At 70.6% G+C, this 17,808-nt stretch carries 13 protein-coding genes; 4 read left to right on the forward strand and 9 right to left on the reverse strand.

Annotated features, from left to right (window positions below; all coding sequences use genetic code 11):
* Positions 1-263 precede the first annotated feature (263 nt).
* Entirely contained in the window at positions 264-1,724 is a 1,461-nt protein-coding gene (locus GLP40_RS18540) for an aldehyde dehydrogenase (protein WP_154789190.1), read from the reverse strand.
* Positions 1,725-1,963: 239 nt separating this feature from the next.
* Between GLP40_RS18540 and GLP40_RS18545 the strand changes: the two genes are divergently transcribed.
* Complete coding sequence (locus GLP40_RS18545; protein ID WP_154789191.1) at positions 1,964-2,167, forward strand: hypothetical protein; 204 nt, start codon at positions 1,964-1,966, stop codon at positions 2,165-2,167.
* Positions 2,168-2,368: 201 nt separating this feature from the next.
* On the forward strand, positions 2,369-2,671 hold the full coding sequence (locus tag GLP40_RS18550) for a hypothetical protein (protein ID WP_154789192.1): 303 nt from the start codon (positions 2,369-2,371) through the stop codon (positions 2,669-2,671).
* Here the strand turns inward: GLP40_RS18550 and GLP40_RS18555 are convergent.
* Positions 2,600-3,460 carry a class I SAM-dependent methyltransferase gene (locus tag GLP40_RS18555; protein WP_328290345.1) on the reverse strand — a complete coding sequence of 287 codons (861 nt, stop codon included), beginning with the start codon at positions 3,458-3,460 and terminating at the stop codon, positions 2,600-2,602. The two genes, GLP40_RS18550 and GLP40_RS18555, sit on opposite strands and share 72 nt — an antisense overlap.
* Positions 3,461-3,763: 303 nt before the next feature.
* Between GLP40_RS18555 and GLP40_RS18560 the strand changes: the two genes are divergently transcribed.
* Entirely contained in the window at positions 3,764-4,933 is a 1,170-nt protein-coding gene (locus GLP40_RS18560) for a glycosyltransferase family 4 protein (protein ID WP_328290346.1), read from the forward strand.
* 87 nt (positions 4,934-5,020) lie between these two features.
* On the opposite strand, the gene GLP40_RS18565 is transcribed toward GLP40_RS18560, so the two are convergent.
* The 3 genes from GLP40_RS18565 to GLP40_RS18575 all read right to left on the reverse strand — a co-directional run bounded on the left by GLP40_RS18565 (position 5,021) and on the right by GLP40_RS18575 (position 9,684).
* A complete protein-coding gene (locus GLP40_RS18565; protein ID WP_407671627.1) occupies positions 5,021-6,955 on the reverse strand; it encodes a hypothetical protein in 1,935 nt (644 codons plus the stop codon).
* 69 nt (positions 6,956-7,024) lie between these two features.
* Positions 7,025-8,293: a polysaccharide biosynthesis protein gene (locus GLP40_RS18570; RefSeq protein ID WP_154789377.1), complete on the reverse strand. Its 1,269-nt coding sequence runs from the start codon at positions 8,291-8,293 to the stop codon at positions 7,025-7,027.
* Positions 8,294-8,541: 248 nt separating this feature from the next.
* On the reverse strand, positions 8,542-9,684 hold the full coding sequence (locus tag GLP40_RS18575; protein ID WP_154789195.1) for a DUF3068 domain-containing protein: 1,143 nt from the start codon (positions 9,682-9,684) through the stop codon (positions 8,542-8,544).
* Positions 9,685-9,871: 187 nt separating this feature from the next.
* On the opposite strand from GLP40_RS18575, the gene GLP40_RS18580 reads away from it, so the two are divergent.
* Positions 9,872-11,023, forward strand: coding sequence for an acyltransferase family protein (locus GLP40_RS18580; protein ID WP_154789196.1), 1,152 nt, complete (start codon positions 9,872-9,874; stop codon positions 11,021-11,023).
* 13 nt (positions 11,024-11,036) lie between these two features.
* On the opposite strand, the gene GLP40_RS18585 is transcribed toward GLP40_RS18580, so the two are convergent.
* From GLP40_RS18585 to GLP40_RS18600, 4 genes are all read right to left on the reverse strand, one after another.
* Entirely contained in the window at positions 11,037-15,305 is a 4,269-nt protein-coding gene (locus GLP40_RS18585; RefSeq protein WP_328290347.1) for an alpha-(1->3)-arabinofuranosyltransferase, read from the reverse strand.
* Between the two features lie 46 nt (positions 15,306-15,351).
* Positions 15,352-15,522: a DUF2613 domain-containing protein gene (locus GLP40_RS18590; protein ID WP_154789197.1), complete on the reverse strand. Its 171-nt coding sequence runs from the start codon at positions 15,520-15,522 to the stop codon at positions 15,352-15,354.
* Positions 15,523-15,748: 226 nt separating this feature from the next.
* Positions 15,749-16,840 carry an isochorismate synthase gene (locus tag GLP40_RS18595; protein ID WP_154789379.1) on the reverse strand — a complete coding sequence of 364 codons (1,092 nt, stop codon included), beginning with the start codon at positions 16,838-16,840 and terminating at the stop codon, positions 15,749-15,751.
* A 169-nt stretch (positions 16,841-17,009) separates the two neighbouring features.
* Positions 17,010-17,498, reverse strand: coding sequence for a universal stress protein (locus tag GLP40_RS18600; protein WP_154789198.1), 489 nt, complete (start codon positions 17,496-17,498; stop codon positions 17,010-17,012).
* Between the last annotated feature and the right edge of the window lie 310 nt (positions 17,499-17,808).

Here is a 17,808-nt window from a genome sequence, read left to right on the forward strand (position 1 = left end):
GGCCCAGCCCCGCACACACGGGTGTCGACGGCCAGCCAGCCGTATGCACCGACGAAACGGCCCGCCCACAATGAAAGTGGGCGGGCCGTTATGCGTTCCCAGTACGGCCTGCCGACCGCCAGGCCCGCCGACCCGCAGGCCCCGACTGGGACGGGGCGACCGATTTCGGGCGGCGAGGGTAACTCGTCGGGTACCCCCGAAGTCGTTTCGGCTCTCCACCGCCGGCACGGGTGCGCGTCCGGAAACGGCACCCGAGCCGCCCGCTAAAGGCTCGGGGTGGCGGGGGAGTTCGGGGAGCCGGGCGGCATGAGCAGGGACTTCTGCTCGCAGTAGGCGTCGAGGCCCTCGGGGCCGTTTTCGCGGCCGATGCCGGAGGTCTTGTAGCCCCCGAAGGGAGCGCAGGGGTCGAAGGCGTACCAGTTGATGGCGTAGGTGCCGGTGCGGACCTTGGCCGCGATGGCCGCGCCGTGTTCGATGTCGGTGGTCCAGACGGAGCCGGCGAGGCCGTAGTCGCTGTCGTTGGCGATGGCGACGGCCTCGTCCTCGCTGTCGTAGGGGAGAACCGAGAGGACGGGGCCGAAGATCTCCTCGCGGGCGATGGTCATGGCGTTGGTGACGTCGGCGAAGACGGTGGGTAGGACGTACCAGCCGGGGAGGTCGGCGGGGCGGTCGCCGCCGAGGATGAGCCGGGCGCCCTCCTCTTGGCCCTTGGCGATATAGCCCTCGACGCGTTCGCGCTGCTTCTCCGAGATGAGCGGGCCGAGTTGGGCATTCGGGTCGTCGGGCAGGCCGACCGGGAACAGGCCCACGGAACTGGTGAGGGCGTCGAGGATTTCGTCGTAGCGGCCGCGCGGGGCGAGGATGCGGGTCTGAGCCACGCAGGCCTGGCCGCTGTTCATCAAACCGGCGAAGGCGAGCTTCGGCATGTCGGCGATGTCCATGTCGGGCAAGAGGATCGCGGCGGACTTGCCGCCCAGTTCCAGCGAGCAGCGCTTGAGCCCGCTGCCCGCGATGGCGGCGATCTTGCGCCCGACCGCGGTGCTGCCGGTGAAGGTGACCTTGTCGACGCCCGGGTGGGAGACCAGGTATTCGGCCGCGTCTGCCTCGGCGGGCAGCACCGACAGCACGCCCTCGGGCAGTCCGGCCTCGGCGAAGATGTCGGCCAGCAGGTTGGCGGCCAGCGGGGTGAGCGGCGCGGGTTTGAGCACCACGCTGCACCCGGCCAGCAGGGCGGGCGCGAGTTTGTTGACCGCGAGGAAGAGCGGGACATTCCACGCGATCACGGCGGCGACCACACCGACCGGTTCGCGGGATACGCGCGTGGTGCCGAACAGGCCGGTGCGGGATTCGGTCCAGGGGAACGACTTTCCGAGTCCGGCGTAGAAGTCGAGGGTGGCGCGGGCGGGGACATAGTTGAGGGTGCTCGCGGCCATGGCGGGCGCGCCCATTTCGGCGGACAGGGCGGCGGCGAGATCGGCGGCCTTCTGGTCGAGCAGCGCGACGACGCGGCTCAGCAGGGCGGCGCGCTCCTCCGGCGGGGTGGCGGGCCAGGGTCCGCTGTCGAAGGCCCGACGGGCCGCCGCGACCGCGGCGTCGACGTCGGCGCGGGTGACGACGGGCACGCTGCCGACAGTTTCCAGGGTTGCGGGCGAGACGACGGGAAGGGTGTCCGGGCCGGCCGGCGCGGTCCAGCGGCCACCGATGAACAGACTCTGGTACTCCATGAGAACACGTTACAGTTTTGTGCTCCGCGCTGTCCCGGGCATGCGGGGCGAATGTCCCGCTGACCGGGATCTTCTTTGAAATTCGACTTCTCGGTTTCCAAGTCGTCGTGTCCCCGGCGCGCCGAAACCTGATTCGGATTCCAGGTTGCCAGGCCGTGGCCTATGCTCTGCCCGGTACGCCTTTCTCCACCAATCCGGTCGGTTGCTATCTATTAGCTCTTCGAAAGGTAGATCCCCTGATGGCCGATGCGCATCTCGACGACTTCCTGCTCGGCGAGTTGTCCGATGTCGATTCACCGGGTGTCAGCACTCCCATGCAGCGGGCCGCGATCCAGTTGCAGCGGGTGTTGCCGCCGGGGTGGCGCGTCGAGGTCCTGGAAGCGACGTATCCGACGGTCCGGAAGGGGCAGCCGGTCCTGCGGCTCATGCTGCCGGAGGGTTGAGCCCTCCGGATGTCCGGCGGTGCAAGGGTTTTGCATACTTGTGGCAAACACGCAGCGCCCGCCGGATTCCAATTCCGACCTGTCGGTTCGCTTTTCGCCGAACGCACTATTGCATTCGGCAGCCATAGCGAGCATGCTTTATAGCTACCGTGGATAGCTCGCTCGAAACATGAACCGTTACCGCACAGGGGAGTCCGAGTCATGGCGGTGCAAGTGGTCGGCAGATCGTTGATGACCAGTGATCTCACGCCGCATCAGGCGAAAAGCGTTGGCGCAGGCGGTTGGGTGGTGTCTTTCCTGCCGGGCCGGACGCTGACCACGGAGCAAGCCGCCGCGGCATTGCAGGCGGCCGAGGCGGTTGCCGCCGTGAATGCCCTGGCCGGTCAGGTCGGCCTGACCGCCATGGAGACCGTCGGGTTGGCTACCCAGGAGTCACCATGGGGCGAACCCGAACCGTGCACCGCGCTGGGTCGCATCTGGCGGCGTGGATTCTCCATACGCTGATCGCGGCCGCTTGGTGGCCACCACCACGAGGTTGCTGACCAGCAGCTCCCGCAGCACCGGGACATGCACCACCCACCAGGCCCAGTGCGGGTGATAGCGCGGGAACACCGCGAGAATCCTGATGTCGTCCGGAGTTTCGCGGGCCCAGCGCAAACCCTCCGCGGCCCGCACCGCGAACAGTGACCGCCCGAAGCGGTTCTTCGGCTCGCGTCCGTGCTTGCGCCGATATCGCCGTGCCGCGTACTCCCCGCCCAGGTAGTGCCACGGCCCGGTCTCATGCCCGCCGAAGGGCCCGTGCCAGACGGTGTATGAAAAGACCATGAGGCCACCGGGTTTGGTGACCCGCAGCATTTCCCCGGCCATCACCCACGGATGCGGCACGTGCTCGGCCACATTCGAGGAGATACAGACCTCCACCGCGTCATCGCGGAACGGCAGCGCCATCCCGGACCCGCGCACCGCGCCCGCGACCCGCAACCCCGCCGCGTGCATCTCCGACGGATCGGGCTCGACCGGCAGGTAGCGTGCTCCGGCGCGGCCGAACTCATCCGCGAAATATCCCGGGCCGCCGCCCACATCCAGCACGATGGCGCCCCGCAGCGAGTCTCCGGTCAGATCCCGATAGAAGTCGGACACCAGATCGGCGGTATCGGCGGCCACCCCGCCGTAGAAGACCGCCGGATCGCTCTGCTCGAACCGGAAACTGCCCAGCAGTCGTAGCGACCGACGCAGCGTCGCCCGGCGGGCGAATCGCGGGCGGCGCGGCGTGGTCTGCTCAGCTCGAAGCACGGCGGCCAGTCTCGCACAGCGGGGTCCGCCGGCAGTGCGCCTCCCCGGGACTGCGGCGGGCGGTCCCCGAGCCGCTCACCGATGAGCACCCATACCGGGATTTCGGCGCCGACCCGATTTCCGGGGGTGCCCCCAGGGATTACCCCTCCTCGCGAAATCGGTCGTGCCGAGAACGCGGCCGCGGGCGAAATCTGATCGATCGTGGCAGGTCGGATGACCCACTGGTGGTCCGTGAGTGGCCGGCGGGCTATATGGTGGAGCCCATTGTCCGTCCGTCCCCGACTGCGACCTGGAGACCCGCCTGTGCGTGAAGTGCTGCTGCTGTGCTGGCGCGACACCGGACATCCGCAGGGTGGCGGGAGCGAGCGTTATCTGGAGCAGGTCGGTGCGCAGCTGGCGGCGCGCGGCGTCAAGGTCACGCTGCGGACCGCCGGGTATCCGGGGGCGGCCAGGCGGGAAATGGTGGACGGCATCGAGATCAGCCGCGGTGGCGGCCGGTTCACCGTGTATCCGCGGGCGCTGGCGGCCATTGCGCTGGGCAGGCTCGGGATCGGGCCGCTGAAGGGCTTGCGCCCCGACGCGGTCATCGACACCCAGAACGGCATCCCCTTCTTCGCCTGCGCCGCGACGGCCGCGCCGACCGTGGTGCTGGTGCATCACGGGCATCGGGAGCAGTGGCCGGTGGCCGGACGGCTGATCGGGCGGATCGGCTGGTGGATCGAATCGCGGTTGTCGCCGCGCGTGCACCGGCGCAATCAGTATCTGACGGTCTCGCTGCCGTCGGCCGAGGAGCTGACCGCGCTCGGGGTGGCCAAGACGCGAATCGCGGTGGTGCGCAATGGCGCGGAGCCCATTCCCGCGCAGGTCCCCGCCGGCGACCACGCCACCCGCACCGGGCACCCCAGTATCGTGGTGCTCTCACGGCTGGTGCCGCACAAGCAGATCGAGGACGCCATGGCCGTGGTGGCCGGGCTGCGCGGGCGGATTCCCGGCCTGCACCTCGACGTGATCGGCGACGGCTGGTGGGCCGACAACCTGCGCGCCCACGCCCACGAGCTCGGCATCGCCGACGCGGTCACCTTCCACGGGCACGTGGACGAGGACGAGAAGCATCGGCTGCTGGCCCGCGCGTGGGTGCACGTACTGCCCTCGCGCAAGGAGGGCTGGGGGCTGGCGGTCATCGAGGCGGCCCAGCACGGGGTGCCCACGGTCGGGTACCGCAGTTCGCGCGGGCTCACCGATTCCATCGTGGACGGCGTGACCGGACTGCTGGTCGACGACTCGGCGCAGCTGACCGAGGCCGTCGGCGAACTGCTCGGCAATCGCGAGGCGCGTACCGTGCTCGGGGAGAAGGCGCGAGCGCGGGCTCGCGAGTTCTCCTGGGAGCAGACCGGAAACGGCGTCTACGAGGTGCTGTCCGCGGTGACCCGCGGCGGGCGGGTGAGCGGTCTGATCGCGCCCGCGCGAGTGTGACCGGCGCGCATCGCGATTCGGCGACTCTCGACGCGGATCCGCGACGATTCCTGGCATCGAGGCATGTGGATCGTCCTGGTCATCGCACTAGTCGGCATTGTCGTGATCGGGGTGGGGTTCGCACCCGGCTTCCCGCGGGACCGAACGCCGCGTCGCCGAATAGATTGCGGCGGTGAGGAATCCGCTGACAAGCAGCGCCGCCCACAGCAGATGCGCGGCGCCGGACAGGCGGCGGTTGGGGGCCGACGCGTCATGGGCGGCGATATCGCCCGGCACCCGGTACAGCTGCACATCCCGGTCGGCGTAGACGGGATTCAACTGGGCCAGAGTGGCTTTCGATTCGCCCAGCGGTCCGGGAGTGCCGTCCTCGACCAGCACCCAGCCGACCCCGAGTTCGGCCAGTTCGTTCGCCGATCCGCCGCGCAACAGCAGTTTCTCCACCTTCCGTGCGCGCTCGCCCTCACCGGCGACCACGCCGCCACGCACGGGAAGCTCCCCGGTCTGCAGGACATCTCGCCGCAGCATGCGCGGGGCCGGATCCAGGACCGGCGCACTGCCCGAATACCTGAACCTCCGGAACATCCCCGCGGGCAGCACCGCGACATCCCCGGGCGCGTCGACCGTAGCCGCCACTCGCTGCCAGCCGGCCGGATAGTGCACCGGCCGCAGCGCGCCTCCGACTCCCCATGCCATATCCGGCAGCGTGAGGAACAGGACGGCCAGGAAAAGCACCGCGGTCGCGCCCGTTCGAGCCCGCGGCGACTCCACGCTCGCACCATCCACCATGGTGGAAATCCGGCGTCCGACCGTCCGGCATCCGGCCGCCGCGCACAACGCGTATGCGGGAACGGCCAGGGCCACGTACTTCTGGGTGTCGCGGAACAGCCCGGCGCCCGGCACCCTGGTCACCAGGAACTCGCCCACCGACAGCCCCCAGCCGGTCGCCCCCAGCGCGGGCAGGACGATCGCCGCCGCCGCCAGCGCGACCAATCGTCGGCGAACCACACGCCCCTGGCCGTGACCTGGATCCCGATCGGATTCACCGTCCGGCGCGTTGTCCGCTCCGGACGTGTCGTCCGGTCGCGCGTCGCGGCGGTCCCGGGCGTGAGTGGCTGCGCCCGAACAGGATTCGGCGGCCGCGCCGGCGCCGAGGACCGTGCGGATCCCGGTCGCCACGAGGACGAGCAGGAGTACCGTTCCGGCCAGCGCGAGGAATGTCGTGCGCGAACCGGGTACAGCGGTGCCGTTCCAGATGCCGCCCAGACCGGCCAGGCTGCCGAGGGTACCGAGCCACGGTTCCGCGCGGGCCGCGAAGGCCGCGATGCCCGCCGGATCGGAGGGTTCGGCACCCGCGCCCGACAGGGCGGTCGCGGTCAGCCAGGGCGCCGCCGACAGCAGCCAGAGTGCCGCCGCCGCAGGCAGATTCCGCCTGCCGACCAGCAGCACTGCCATGACTCCCGCCAGCAGTGAACCGGTCGGGGTGAGCCCGGCCGCCGCGAAGCAGCCGGCAAGTCCCGCCCACCCGCCCAACGAGCCAGGTGGTGAGGTGGTGGCGGGCCGTGCAGTGGCGTCGGCGCCGGTCACCGCGCGTCGACGATGCCCGGTGCCGATGTGTATGCGCAATCGTGTGGCGAGCACTGCGATCCAGGGCAGTGCGGCATAGCCGGTGAGCAAGCTCCAATGCCCCTGCAGAAGACGCTCGGCCACATAGGGATTCCAAATGGCCACGGTGGCCGCCACCAGCTGCGGCCCCAGTGACACGTCCAGCAGATCGCGCACCAGGACGGCCGCGCCCCAGCCCGCCAGCCAGAGCGCCGCCAGCAGAATCACTTTGACGAAGAGCCCGCCGTCGACAACGACCGACGCGACGGCGATCAGCGCGTCCTGCGGTACCGCCCGCGGCGCCGCATCGCCCAGCCCGAGGGCGGAATCGGTCAGATACGACCGCGGCGTGCTGACGGCGTCCCGCAACAGCAGATACCCCGGCCCGAGCAGCGGACCGAGCACGATCACCGCCTGCACCAGGCTGTATCCCGCGGGCGCCAGCTCAGCCCACCGCCGCTCCCGACCCTGCGCGCTCACACCGGCACCCTACGTTCCGCTCGCCCCGAGATCGGGGACCCGCGTTGGGCTCTCGGCCCCGTCGTTCGCGGCGCGCAGGGCCACGCCCGTGATGACCAGGGTGGTCACCGCGGCCGTGACCGTGGCGGTGATGATCAGCGACAGCATCGAATGCGCGCACGTCAGCATGACCGCGATCCCGGCGCCCAGCCCGATCCACGTGATCGCCGCCGGCGCCGTCCGATCCGTCGCGATCGCCGACAGCAGCGCCGCCTGGAGCACGGCCAGCAGCGCCCCCTGGAGCGCGAACAGCCACAGCGATCCTTCGATCGGCGCGTAGTCCTTTCCGGCGAACAACGGCGCCAGCGGCGCGGCGACAGCTGCTCCGGCCACCGTGACCGCCCCGATCCCCACCAGCACGGCCAGCGCCGACCGCATGGCGCGCGCCGAGTGCTGCGGCTGCGCCATCCGGGGATACAGCACCACCCCGACCGCCTGCGGCAGCCAGAATGCGATCTTGGCGGCAATCGCCCCCAACGCGTACCGCCCGGCATCGTTCTCGTCCAGCACGATCCGCGAGATCAGCAGATCCGCCGACGACAATGCCATCAACGCCGCCTGCACCTGGGTGGCCCGGAAGACCGGAAGCACCCCGAGCGTGCGGTCGACGGCGCGCTCCGGCGCCGACATGGCGGATACCCCGCCGATTCCCGCCGAGACGCTCGACATCGGCTGCGCCCCGGTCTCGGAAGCCGACGGCGAGGGCCTGCGCGCCTGATCGGCCTCCTCGTCTGCCAGATGCCGGGCGGCCAAGGTCGCGCAGGTAACCCCGGCAGCGCCCGCCCACAGGGCGGCCGCGGGCCCGCCACCGACGGCCAGAACGATCAACGCGGGGGCCACCCGGACGATCGCCGCGCCGCCCAGCACCACGGCCAGCTCCCGGAATCGGCTGCCGCCCTGCAGAATTCCCTGTTCCCCCGCCAGCAACACCAGTACCGGCGCCGAGCACAGTGCTCCGGCCGCCGCCGCGACCTCCACTTTCAGCCCTGCGGCGATGACCGGTACCAGTGCCAACGACAGCCCGGCGACCAGGCCGGCGCAACGCAGCGCGAGCGCTCGCGCGGCGGCCACGGACGCCGCCCGCACGACCTCCCGTGCCACCACGTTCTGCAGTGCCAGCGCGGGCACCGCGCACAGCATCTGCACCGCCAGCAGGCTCGCGAACGAGCTGTACCCCGCCACGCCCAGCCACCGGCTGGCGAGCAATTGCAGCAGATATCCGGCCACATTCGCGGTCATCGCCCCCACCGTCACCAAGGTCAGGTCCTTGACCACAGGCAGACGGCGTACGGCAGACACGCCCGCAATGCTCCCATCCGCCATCTCCGCCGGTCCGCGCGCCCCTCGGCCCCGCTGCCGAACCTCCGTGCCGCCGGATGCCGCTCCGGTCGGCGGCCGACGATCCACCGGCCCGGGAGTGCGGGCGGGAAAACGACAGCGGCCCAGCACCGTCGGAAGGTGCTGGGCCGCTGTCGAACCTGGAGCCGCTACGGCTTCTTGTTCATGTCGATCTGCTGGGTCGGGGCGTCGAAGTCGCGCACGCCCGCACCGCCCGAGGGGGCGGAGGGGACCCGGCGGACCGGGGTGCCGCCCTTGCCGTTCTTGCCGAGGAAGCCGAGCAGCAGGCCCGCGATCACGAACATCAGGCCGAAGACGCCGAAGATGATCGGCAGGATGCGGCCGTACAGCGACAGCTTGTCCATATTGTCCTTGGCCACCGAGATCTGCGACTCGATGGTGTTCTCGTCGAACACCACGGTCGACTTCAGGGCGGTCACCTCGGGCTTGTCACCGCTGCGAGCGTAGAACAGGTGAATCTGCTCCTGGCCCTTGATGATCGTGCCGGTCTGCGGCTCGACCCACAGGTCGCGGACGTTGGTGTAGTAGCGCGCCATGGTGACGTCGCCGTCACCCTCCACGCCCCACTTTTCGGCGGGCAGGGTCAGCTTGTTGGTCGGCGAGTTGGCGACGGTGGACAGGTCGGTGACCGGCGCCGTCATCTGGAAGTGATAGACCTTCAGATCGTTGATCTCGGTCTCTTCGAGATAGTTGGCATCGAAGGTCTTGCGCACGTTCAGGTCGAAGTACGGGTAGGTCTTCTTCTCGGTGCCGATCGGGAAGCGGTACTGGAGGCCGGTGTGCTGCACCGGGTCCATCACACTCTCGCCCTTCTTGTCGACCGTCACCGCGATGGCGCCATTGGGGCCGCCGTCGACCGAGTCCACCGGTTGTCCGGTCTTGCGGTCGATGGTGACGCGGTCGATGGTCGCCGTCAGCAGGCCCGTGTCGCCTTGCTTGTCGGTGCGGCGCAGGGTCTGACCGGCCTGGATGGTCATTCGCGAAGCGTCCGACGGGTCTTCGACGGTGAGGAAGCGCTGCGAGACCAGCGGGACGTTCTGGTCGACCTTGGCCGGCCCCGTGCCCGAGGTCAGCGACTTGGCGTCCAGAACCTCACTGGGGGCGCCGGCCTGCGGATTGGTCGCGACGGTCGTGATCTCCAGGTCCAGCGGGGTTTTCGCGAGCCGGCTCACCGTATAGGTGGGGATCATGATCGCGGCGACGAGCAGCATCGCACCGAGCCCCACGAGTACGCAGGCCACCGTCCTTCTGGTACCGGCACTGAGTGCCATGCAGGTTCTCCTCGTCGTCGAACACGTCTTTGCTCCAGCACTGCGGTCGCCGCGCAGCACTCGTGAGCCCAGACACTAACAGTCCGAGCGGTCCCAGAGTGCGGCCGAGGCAGGAAAACACCCCGAAACATCCCGGAGTCGGGCGGCGGACGCCCGCGGGAACGGCGACAAGGCAGACTGGGATCCGATGACGACCACGACCTTCACCGCTGCGGCGACTCCCGTTCCGGACGAGGCGCCCGTCCGTCTGGGTCGCTTCGTCCCGGCACTCGAGGGCATGCGCGCGCTCGCGGCGCTGGGGGTGGTGCTCACCCACGTGGCCTTCCAGACGGGCGCGACCGGGCAGCCTCTCCTGGGCCGGGTGTGGGAGCGCTTCGACATGGCGGTCGCGGTGTTCTTCGCGCTGTCCGGGTTCCTGCTGTGGCGGCCGCACGCCGCCGCGGCCCGCGGATCGGATGAGTCGCCGAGCGCCGGACGCTATCTGCTGCATCGCGCGGCCCGCATCCTGCCCGCCTACTGGGTGGTCGTGTGCGCGGCGCTGATCCTGCTGCCCAGTGCCGCGCGCACCGCCGGACTGCGGGTATGGCTGTCGAATCTCGGTCTGCTGCAGGTGTTCGTGCCCTTCACCCTCACCGACGGCCTCACCCAGATGTGGAGCCTCTCGGTGGAAGTGGCCTTCTACCTTGTGCTGCCGTTGCTCGCCTTCGCCCTGGTCCGGCTGCGCGGGCAGTGGGCACGGCTGCGGGTGCCGGTCGTGCTCGGTCTCGGACTGCTCTGCCTGGGCTGGAACTTCCTGCCCGTGCCCACGCCCGAGGGCATTCACGCCGACAACTGGGTGCCCGGATATCTGCCCTGGTTCGCCGCGGGCATGCTGCTGGCCGAACTCGCCGACCTGCCCGCCCCGCGTTGGCGGCGGGTGGCCGGAAACCAATGGCTCATGTGGCCGCTCGCGCTGGCGGCCATGCTGCTGGCGTCCACCGACCTGGCCGGTCCGGCCGGTCTCGTGCACGGGCAGCCATGGCAGTACGCCACCAAGATGGCGCTCGGCGCGATCATCGGCTTCGGCCTGCTGGCCCCGCTGGTCCTGCGGCCCGATCGGCGGCGCCGGTTCCTGCAGGGCCGGGTGGCCGCGACCCTCGGACGCTGGTCCTACGGCATCTTCATCTGGCATCTGGCCGTGCTGTCGATCATCTTCCCGGTGTTCGGCATCGTGCCCTTCCAGGGGCACTTCGTCGTGGTCTACCTGCTGACGGTCGCCTTCGCGCTGCCGCTGGCGGCCGCCAGTTACGCCCTCGTCGAGGAACCCGTCCGACAGTGGACGCGCCGCCGCTTCGGCTGAGCGGCAGCACGATTCAGCGGCGCGGCGGCAGGGCCGCGATCCCTACCGCGATCACGGCGACCACGGCCGGGAACTGCACCCACAGCGACCCGCCGACATAACCGTCCAGCGAACGCCAGGGCCCGGTCGACAGTGCGGCGGCGCATACGGCGGTGCCGCAGCCCGCGATCGCCACCAGCGCGCGCGACCGCCCGTGCGGCCGAAAGTGGTCTGCGACCAGGCCGAACAGGGTGATCACAAGGGCGATCGGACCCGCGATGAGACCGGCTGCGGCGGCCAGGCCCAGCCCGGCGACGGTGCGCCCCTGCCAGGCGCGCGGTGGCGGGCCGTCGTCGCGCACCGGTGCGCGGGCACCCCGGAAGGCCAGCGCGACCAGGGGAATCAGCAGCAGGAGCCCCCCGAAGATGGCCAGGCGGTACCAGCGGTCGGTGGGGAATTCGACCGTGATCGGGCCCTCGGTCCCCGGCGGCACCAGCCACGCCTGCTGCCAGCCGTTGATCACCACCGGCTTCAATGCGCCGCCCTCGGCCGACCGCGCCTTCCATCCGACGTTGGTACTGAGCGGCAGCACCAGCACCCGGGTGCCCGCGGCGCCGTCCGGATCGGCGACGGGGGCCAGTGGCGGGGTGCGATCCAGGCGCAGTTCGTCGACGGTGAACAGCTCCGTGGGAGCGACCGCGACATCCACGCGCCCCGAGGGGAGTTCGAAGCCGGTATCCGCGCTCTCCGGTGTGGCCATCTCGGGGGCGTTGTCGTCGACGGCGCATACGGTGGCGGGCAGCGGTGCGCCGGAACGCAATTCGGCGGCGGTGCCGGTCACCGTGGTGTGCAGGGTGCGGCCCGCGGCGGTGATGGTGGGCCCATGCGCGCAGTCGATGGTGATGAGCCGATCCGGGTCGGCGGGGACCGGGTAGTCGGGGCCCAGCACGTTCACCTCGGCCAGGCCCGGCGGCTGCTCCTGTGCGAAACCCAGTGCGGTGCGGTCGAGTACGCCGTCCCAGGTCTGGATGCTGACCTCGATGCGGTCGGTGACAAACGGATGCAGGTCCACGCGGCTGGTGACGCCGGCATCCGGATTCACCTCGCGCACCTGCGGCCCGTCACCGAGATTCACCGAGACCGAGGTGGGGTGCGCGGGCAGGTCGCCGCGCGCCGGCGTCACCTCCAGGCCGGTCACCAGGGTCGGGGCCGGAAGTTCGATGGTGAGTGTGGGTTTGGGGCCGGCGGGGTCGCGCACGGTGGTCTCCGGCGCGATCCAGCTGGTGCGCGGGTCGCCGTCGGTGGCGGCCAGGGCGGAGCCGCGCGGGTCGGCGACATCGGCGCGGCCGCGGGCGATGGGCCGGTCCGGGTCGGTGAGCAGCGCTTCCAGCGCGGGGCCGGGGCGAGTGTGGACGATCAGATCCGGGGTCACCGTGATCGGCTGCGGCACCCGCAGGGTGCGTTCGAACGGACCCGGCTCCTCGGCGGCGAGGGCCAGGCCCTTGCCGCACCGGATGCGGTCGGGGGAGTCGAAACAGGCGCTGCGGCCCGGGAATTCCTGCCCGAGGTCCCAGCCCCGCACCGGTGCGCCCGCCGGGACGGGCGGCAGCACCGTGCGGTGCCGGATGTCCACGGTGACCGGGTTCTCGCGGTCGGCGTAGTCGTCCAGGCTCAGTTCGCTGATGCCGAACTGCCCACCGGCGCTGCCGTCCTCGGTGTGCACCGCGGTGATCTTGATCCAGTCGGTGCGGCCCGGCGGCAGCGATATCGACACCGGCGTACCGGGTTCGGTGATGCGGCCCGCCACCGTGCCCTTGGCGGTCTCCACCTCCACCCACTTCACCGGGCTGCCGATGGCGGCCGCGCTGGTGGTCAGCCGCAGCACCGCCGAGCTGACCGGCTTGTCCAGCTCCAGCCGAAGCCATTGGCCGACAGCGGGTTCGGCGCCATTGCTGATCCAGGCGGTGGTCGGATCGCCGTCCACCACGGCCGCGGTGGAGCTTCCGGGCGCGGCCCCGCCCAGCTGGGTGGCATCACCGGCGGAGCTGGAGGCGGTGAGGGTCGCGCCGGACCATTCGCCTTCCACCAGCGGGGCGCCGGGCACCGGATAGTCGGGCACCAGATTGTGGGTGCGGCGGGCGTCGCCGGGCGCGCGCAGCGCCGAATTGTGGTTGTCGACGCGCCCGAAATCGGCCTCGCGATCCATCGGGGTATCGGTGACGGTGACCCCGTCCATCGGCAGCCCGGCGCTAGCGGCGTCGGTGGCCAGCATGGTCGGGCCCGCGGGCATTGCCGGGTTGCGTCGCAACCGTTCCACGACCTCCGGGCCGCCTTGAACGACCGGGACACTGTCGAGGGGAACCGTGTAGGCACCCGGAAACGACCCGGGCGCGCCGACGCCGCTGCGCACCTGAGCGGGTGTGCCGGGCACGGTCGTCTCGACGCGATAGATCTCGACGGCCGGGTATCGGGGGCGTAGATCCCCGTCCGCTACCAGGCCCTTCACCTTGCCGCTCTCGGCCGGCTCGCCGAATTCGGCGACTTTCCTCAGACCGGGCGAACCCTCGATCGCGCGATGCGCCAGCATCGGCCGCGTGGACCGCGAGGTGTCCGGGTCGAGATCGTTGCGCAGCACCAGGATTCCGATGCCCTGTCCGGCCAGCGTCGCCGCCAGTCCCGCCGACGGCCGTCCGTCGGCGATGAGCCGCTGCACCGAATCCATGGCACGGATGGCGCCGGGCGGGTTGAGCGGCACCGCGTCCCGCACCGCCCACGGGGTGCTCGCCAGGGCCTGCAGGGGTTCGTCGCGGGTCAGGCCCCACAGCTGACTGCCGAACGGCGCGCCGGGCACCACCAGCGCACGGGTGTCGGATGCGTTGTGCGCCAGCCAATCCGCGGTCTGCTGCCAGTACGCCGGCACCCGGTCGTAGCTGCCGCGCGGCGCGAGCTTACCGGTCCAGGCCAGCGAGGTGGACAGCGCCAAGGCCGTCAGGATGAGCGCGCCCACCGCCACCATGCGGTCGCGTTCCGGATGCGCGAAGGCCCTGCGCCACACCGGCATCGGCACCGAACCCGGCAGTGGCACCCGGCTCAGCAGATGCGCGAGCCCGAGCGCCAGCGGCAGCCGGATGAGCGGTTCCAGCTTGTGCACGTTCCGCAGCGGCGCGCCGCCGGAGTCCAGGAACACCCGCACCTGCTCGGCGAACGGGCCGCCCAGCTCACCGGCGTAACCCGCGCAGATGCCGACCAATCCGACGATCAGGATCAACACGAGCCGTCCGCGATTCGGTATGGATCGCATGGCCAGACCGGCCATCCCCGCCGCGGCCAGCAGGCCGGTGGCCAGCACCGCGGCGGGCTGGGTCACCAGCACCGTGCCCGCGATGCGTTCCGGGGAGACGAACGGGGTCCAGCTGTCGGTGCCCCGCAGTACCTCGCCGAGCGAGGCCCACTGCGTCGTCACGCCCGAGGACTCGATGTAATCCAGGAACGGTGGACTCACCTTCCCCAGCAGCAACAGTGGTACCACCCACCAGAAGGTGCCCAGCACCAGCAGCGGAATCCAGGCGCGGGTGAATCGCCACCACGCCCGATTCGGTTTGTACGACAACCACCACAGCGCAGCGGGCAGGAAAGCCGCGGCCGTCGCCACGGCGTTCACCGAACCCATCAACGCGAGCGCGAGAGCGCTGCCCGCGGGTGTCGCCATCCCGCGCCGCGCGGGCTTCTCGGCGACGGCGGAATGCGTGTCGACGGTTGTGGAATTCGCGGTCGGGTGTTTCATCGCCACGCCCAGGGCGGCGGGAGCCAGCAGCACCCAGGGGGCGAGCATCATCGGCAGCGTCTCCGAGGAGATCGAGCCGAGAGTCGTGAGCACGCGCGGCGACAGCGCGAACGCGACCGCCGCGATCACCCGTGAGCCGCGGCTGCCGATGCCGAGGGTCTCGCAGAGCCGGATGATGCCCCAAAACCCCGCGAACAGCAGCAGGGCCCACCAGATTCGCTGGGTCACCCAGCCCGGCAGGCCGAGAATGTGCCCGAGCGAGAAGAACGCGCCGTGCGGGAAGAAATAGCCGTAGGCCTGGTTCTGCACCTGGCCCATCGGGGCCTGACTGCTCCACAGATGGGAGGCGCGGGTGAGGAAGCCGAGCGGATTCTGCGTGAGATCGTATTTGGTGTCCGCGACGGTCTGACCGGGCACCTGCAGAAAGGTCAGCAGGAATGCGGCGATGACGCTGCCGAGCAGCCAGCGGCGCCCCAGCGGCGCGGTGTTCGGCGACCGGTCCGCGCCCGGACCGGTCACATCGGACTGTGAGTCTTCGGGTTGGCCTGGTTCGGAGGTCGTCCGGTCAGCGCGAGCCGTACTCAACGTTGTTCAATAGTGACGAGGACGCCTCGCCGCTGCGGTCGATCTCGGGCCGCTTGTCCTGCGAAGCCGCCATTGTGATGACCAGGACCGCCGCCAGCCCGACCAGGGCTCCACCGACAGCACTCGCTGCACCAGGAACGGCAAACTTCATCGCGGTCTCCCAACATCGGACGCATGCGTAACGGGAGCCAACCTAGCAGGTTTTGGCATGGGGGCTGCGGTCCCCCGCCATCCCGAGCCGTCAGCGCGCGGCTGAGAGCCGTTGGCGTTGGGCACTCGTGTCGGCGGTTGGGAGCCGAACCGATTGCGGACATCCCCGGCGAGTCATCCCGACCGTCGCGAAAACGGTCGTCGCTTCGGCATACGACGACACCGCGCTAATCGGGAATCGCGCAGTGCAATCCGCCGAGGAAGGTGCGGAGCTTGGCGGTCGTTTCGTGGAGTTCGGTGCGGGGGTCGGAGGCGGCGACGATGCCGCCGCCGCCGAAGGCGCGCAGGGTACGGGTATCGGCGGCGAGTTCGGCGCAGCGGATGGCGACGTACCAGTCGCCGTCCCCGGCGGCGTCGCACCAGCCGACCGCGCCGCCGTAGAAGCCGCGCTCGCCCTCGAGGTCGGTGATCGCCTCCAGGGCCAGGTCGGTGGGGGTGCCGCAGACGGCGGGCGTGGGGTGCAGCAGGACGGCCAGGTCGAGGGCGGTGGTGGCCGAGTCGCGGAGCATGCCGCGGATGGGGGTGGCCAGGTGCCAGACCTCGGGGGTGGAGAGCAGTTCGGGGCTATCAGGGATGGACAGTTCGGCGCAGACGGGGGCCAGCAGCTCACGGATCCAGTCGATGACGTAGGCGTGCTCCTCGCGATTCTTGGTACTGGCCAGCAAATCCCGGGCCTGGGCGGCGTCGTCGTCCGGATCGGCGAGCCGGGGCAGGGTGCCGGCCAGCGGGCGAAGGGTGACGGTGCGGCCGTGCCGGGAGATCAGCATCTCGGGCGTGGCGCCGAGCAGCGTGTCGCCCGGCCGACCGGCGGGGGACAGGTCGACGGCGTAGACGGCGGCCCGCGGATGCCGGCTCACCAGGTGCGCGGCGATCACCTCCGCCTCCAGCGGAGCCTGCGCCTCGGCCAGCAGCGAGCGGGCCGCCACCACCTTGCGCAGCGGTTGCGCCGGATCGCCCAGCTGTTCCACCAGCTTCGTCACGCGTGCGACATGCTCTGCGGCACTGGGCATTTCGCAGACAACCCGGACCTCGGGCAGCTCCGGAAGCGCCGCCGGACGCCACGGTCCGGCGGTGTGTACGGCCTGCTCGGGGGTCGCGAGCGCGGCGGGACGGCGCGGATCGAACGGCAGCGCGCCCACGATCAGCTCGGCCGCTCCGGACCGCAGCGCCGCGCTCGCGGCGGCCGCCGACTCGTGGGCGGCGCGGGTTCCCGAGGTGCGTACGACGCCGTCCGGTGTCGCCAGCAGAAATCCGTCCATGATGGTTCGACCATAGCCCCGCACCCGGGCGGGCAGGCTCAGGGAGCGACGCATCTCACCCGGACGGTCGGGCGGTGCGCGGTATCGCGGTGTGGCCCAGCATCTTTCCCGCAATATCGAGGGCCGGCCGGTTCGCACTGCTCCCCCGGCGGGGTGCGCCGCCGAGGGGTCAGGCCTGTTTCGCGGCGGGTTCGCGCCCCGGCGGGACCATGAGCACCGGCCGGTGGCAGTGCTTGAGCACCGCGTCGGCCACGCTCGAATGCAGCAGGGCCCGGATGCCGGTCGCCCCGCGTGTCCCCGCCACGATGATGTCCACATTCAGCTCGTCCGCGACCTCGACGATCGCGTTCCAGATGGTGGTCGTGCACTCGGCGGTGCGCGGCTCGGCGTTCAGGCCGGCCAGTTTGGCCAGCCGCACGCCTTCGGCATTGATATTCCGGGCGTCCACGAGTGCGACGTCCTCTATCTCGTCGTCGGTCATCCACTCCGGCTGCACCACCCCGGACAGCCCCGACAACCGCGCGGCCTGGCGCACCATCGGCTCCCACGCCGTCAGCACCACGGCTCTGTTCGCGGCCAGGAACCGTCCCGCGTATTCGACGGCCCGCCGGGCGTTCTCGGAACCGTCGTAGGCGATCAGCATCAAATCGCAGGGCATGACGAACCTCCTGGTAGGAACGTCCTTTCTCCATCCAAGAGGCTACCCCGAGTACCTTCCGCCAAGCCTTGACCCCGCAACGGCACCCACGTCGTTCCGGCGCGCCTTTGTCCGGAATCCCCATCGCTCGAGGTGGATCCCGGGCCAAAAACACGCCATATGGCGAAGGCGAGTGCCGTCGCAGTATCACAAGCCCAGTGGTTCGCGGCGCGTCTCGTTCTGGACTGTGTGGAGGGAGGGAAGAACGAGACCTCCAGGGCCGTGAGCCCGTCCGGAGCGGAGCGGAGGGCAGATTGGACACCGTTGGTTC

It is taken from the genome of Nocardia aurantiaca (assembly GCF_009708175.1).
GTDB classification, from domain to species: Bacteria; Actinomycetota; Actinomycetes; order Mycobacteriales; family Mycobacteriaceae; genus Nocardia; species Nocardia aurantiaca.

What these genes read in the sequence shown, in the direction of transcription:
- GLP40_RS18580 (WP_154789196.1), top strand. Translation starts at nt 9,872, where the DNA reads ATGACGACCACGACCTTCACCGCTGCGGCGACTCCCGTTCCGGACGAG.
- GLP40_RS18550 (WP_154789192.1), top strand. Translation starts at nt 2,369, where the DNA reads ATGGCGGTGCAAGTGGTCGGCAGATCGTTGATGACCAGTGATCTCACG.
- GLP40_RS18575 (WP_154789195.1), bottom strand. Translation starts at nt 9,684, where the DNA reads ATGGCACTCAGTGCCGGTACCAGAAGGACGGTGGCCTGCGTACTCGTG.
- GLP40_RS18600 (WP_154789198.1), bottom strand. Translation starts at nt 17,498, where the DNA reads ATGCCCTGCGATTTGATGCTGATCGCCTACGACGGTTCCGAGAACGCC.
- GLP40_RS18545 (WP_154789191.1), top strand. Translation starts at nt 1,964, where the DNA reads ATGGCCGATGCGCATCTCGACGACTTCCTGCTCGGCGAGTTGTCCGAT.
- GLP40_RS18590 (WP_154789197.1), bottom strand. Translation starts at nt 15,522, where the DNA reads ATGAAGTTTGCCGTTCCTGGTGCAGCGAGTGCTGTCGGTGGAGCCCTG.
- GLP40_RS18570 (WP_154789377.1), bottom strand. Translation starts at nt 8,293, where the DNA reads ATGACCGCGAATGTGGCCGGATATCTGCTGCAATTGCTCGCCAGCCGG.
- GLP40_RS18595 (WP_154789379.1), bottom strand. Translation starts at nt 16,840, where the DNA reads ATGGACGGATTTCTGCTGGCGACACCGGACGGCGTCGTACGCACCTCG.
- GLP40_RS18540 (WP_154789190.1), bottom strand. Translation starts at nt 1,724, where the DNA reads ATGGAGTACCAGAGTCTGTTCATCGGTGGCCGCTGGACCGCGCCGGCC.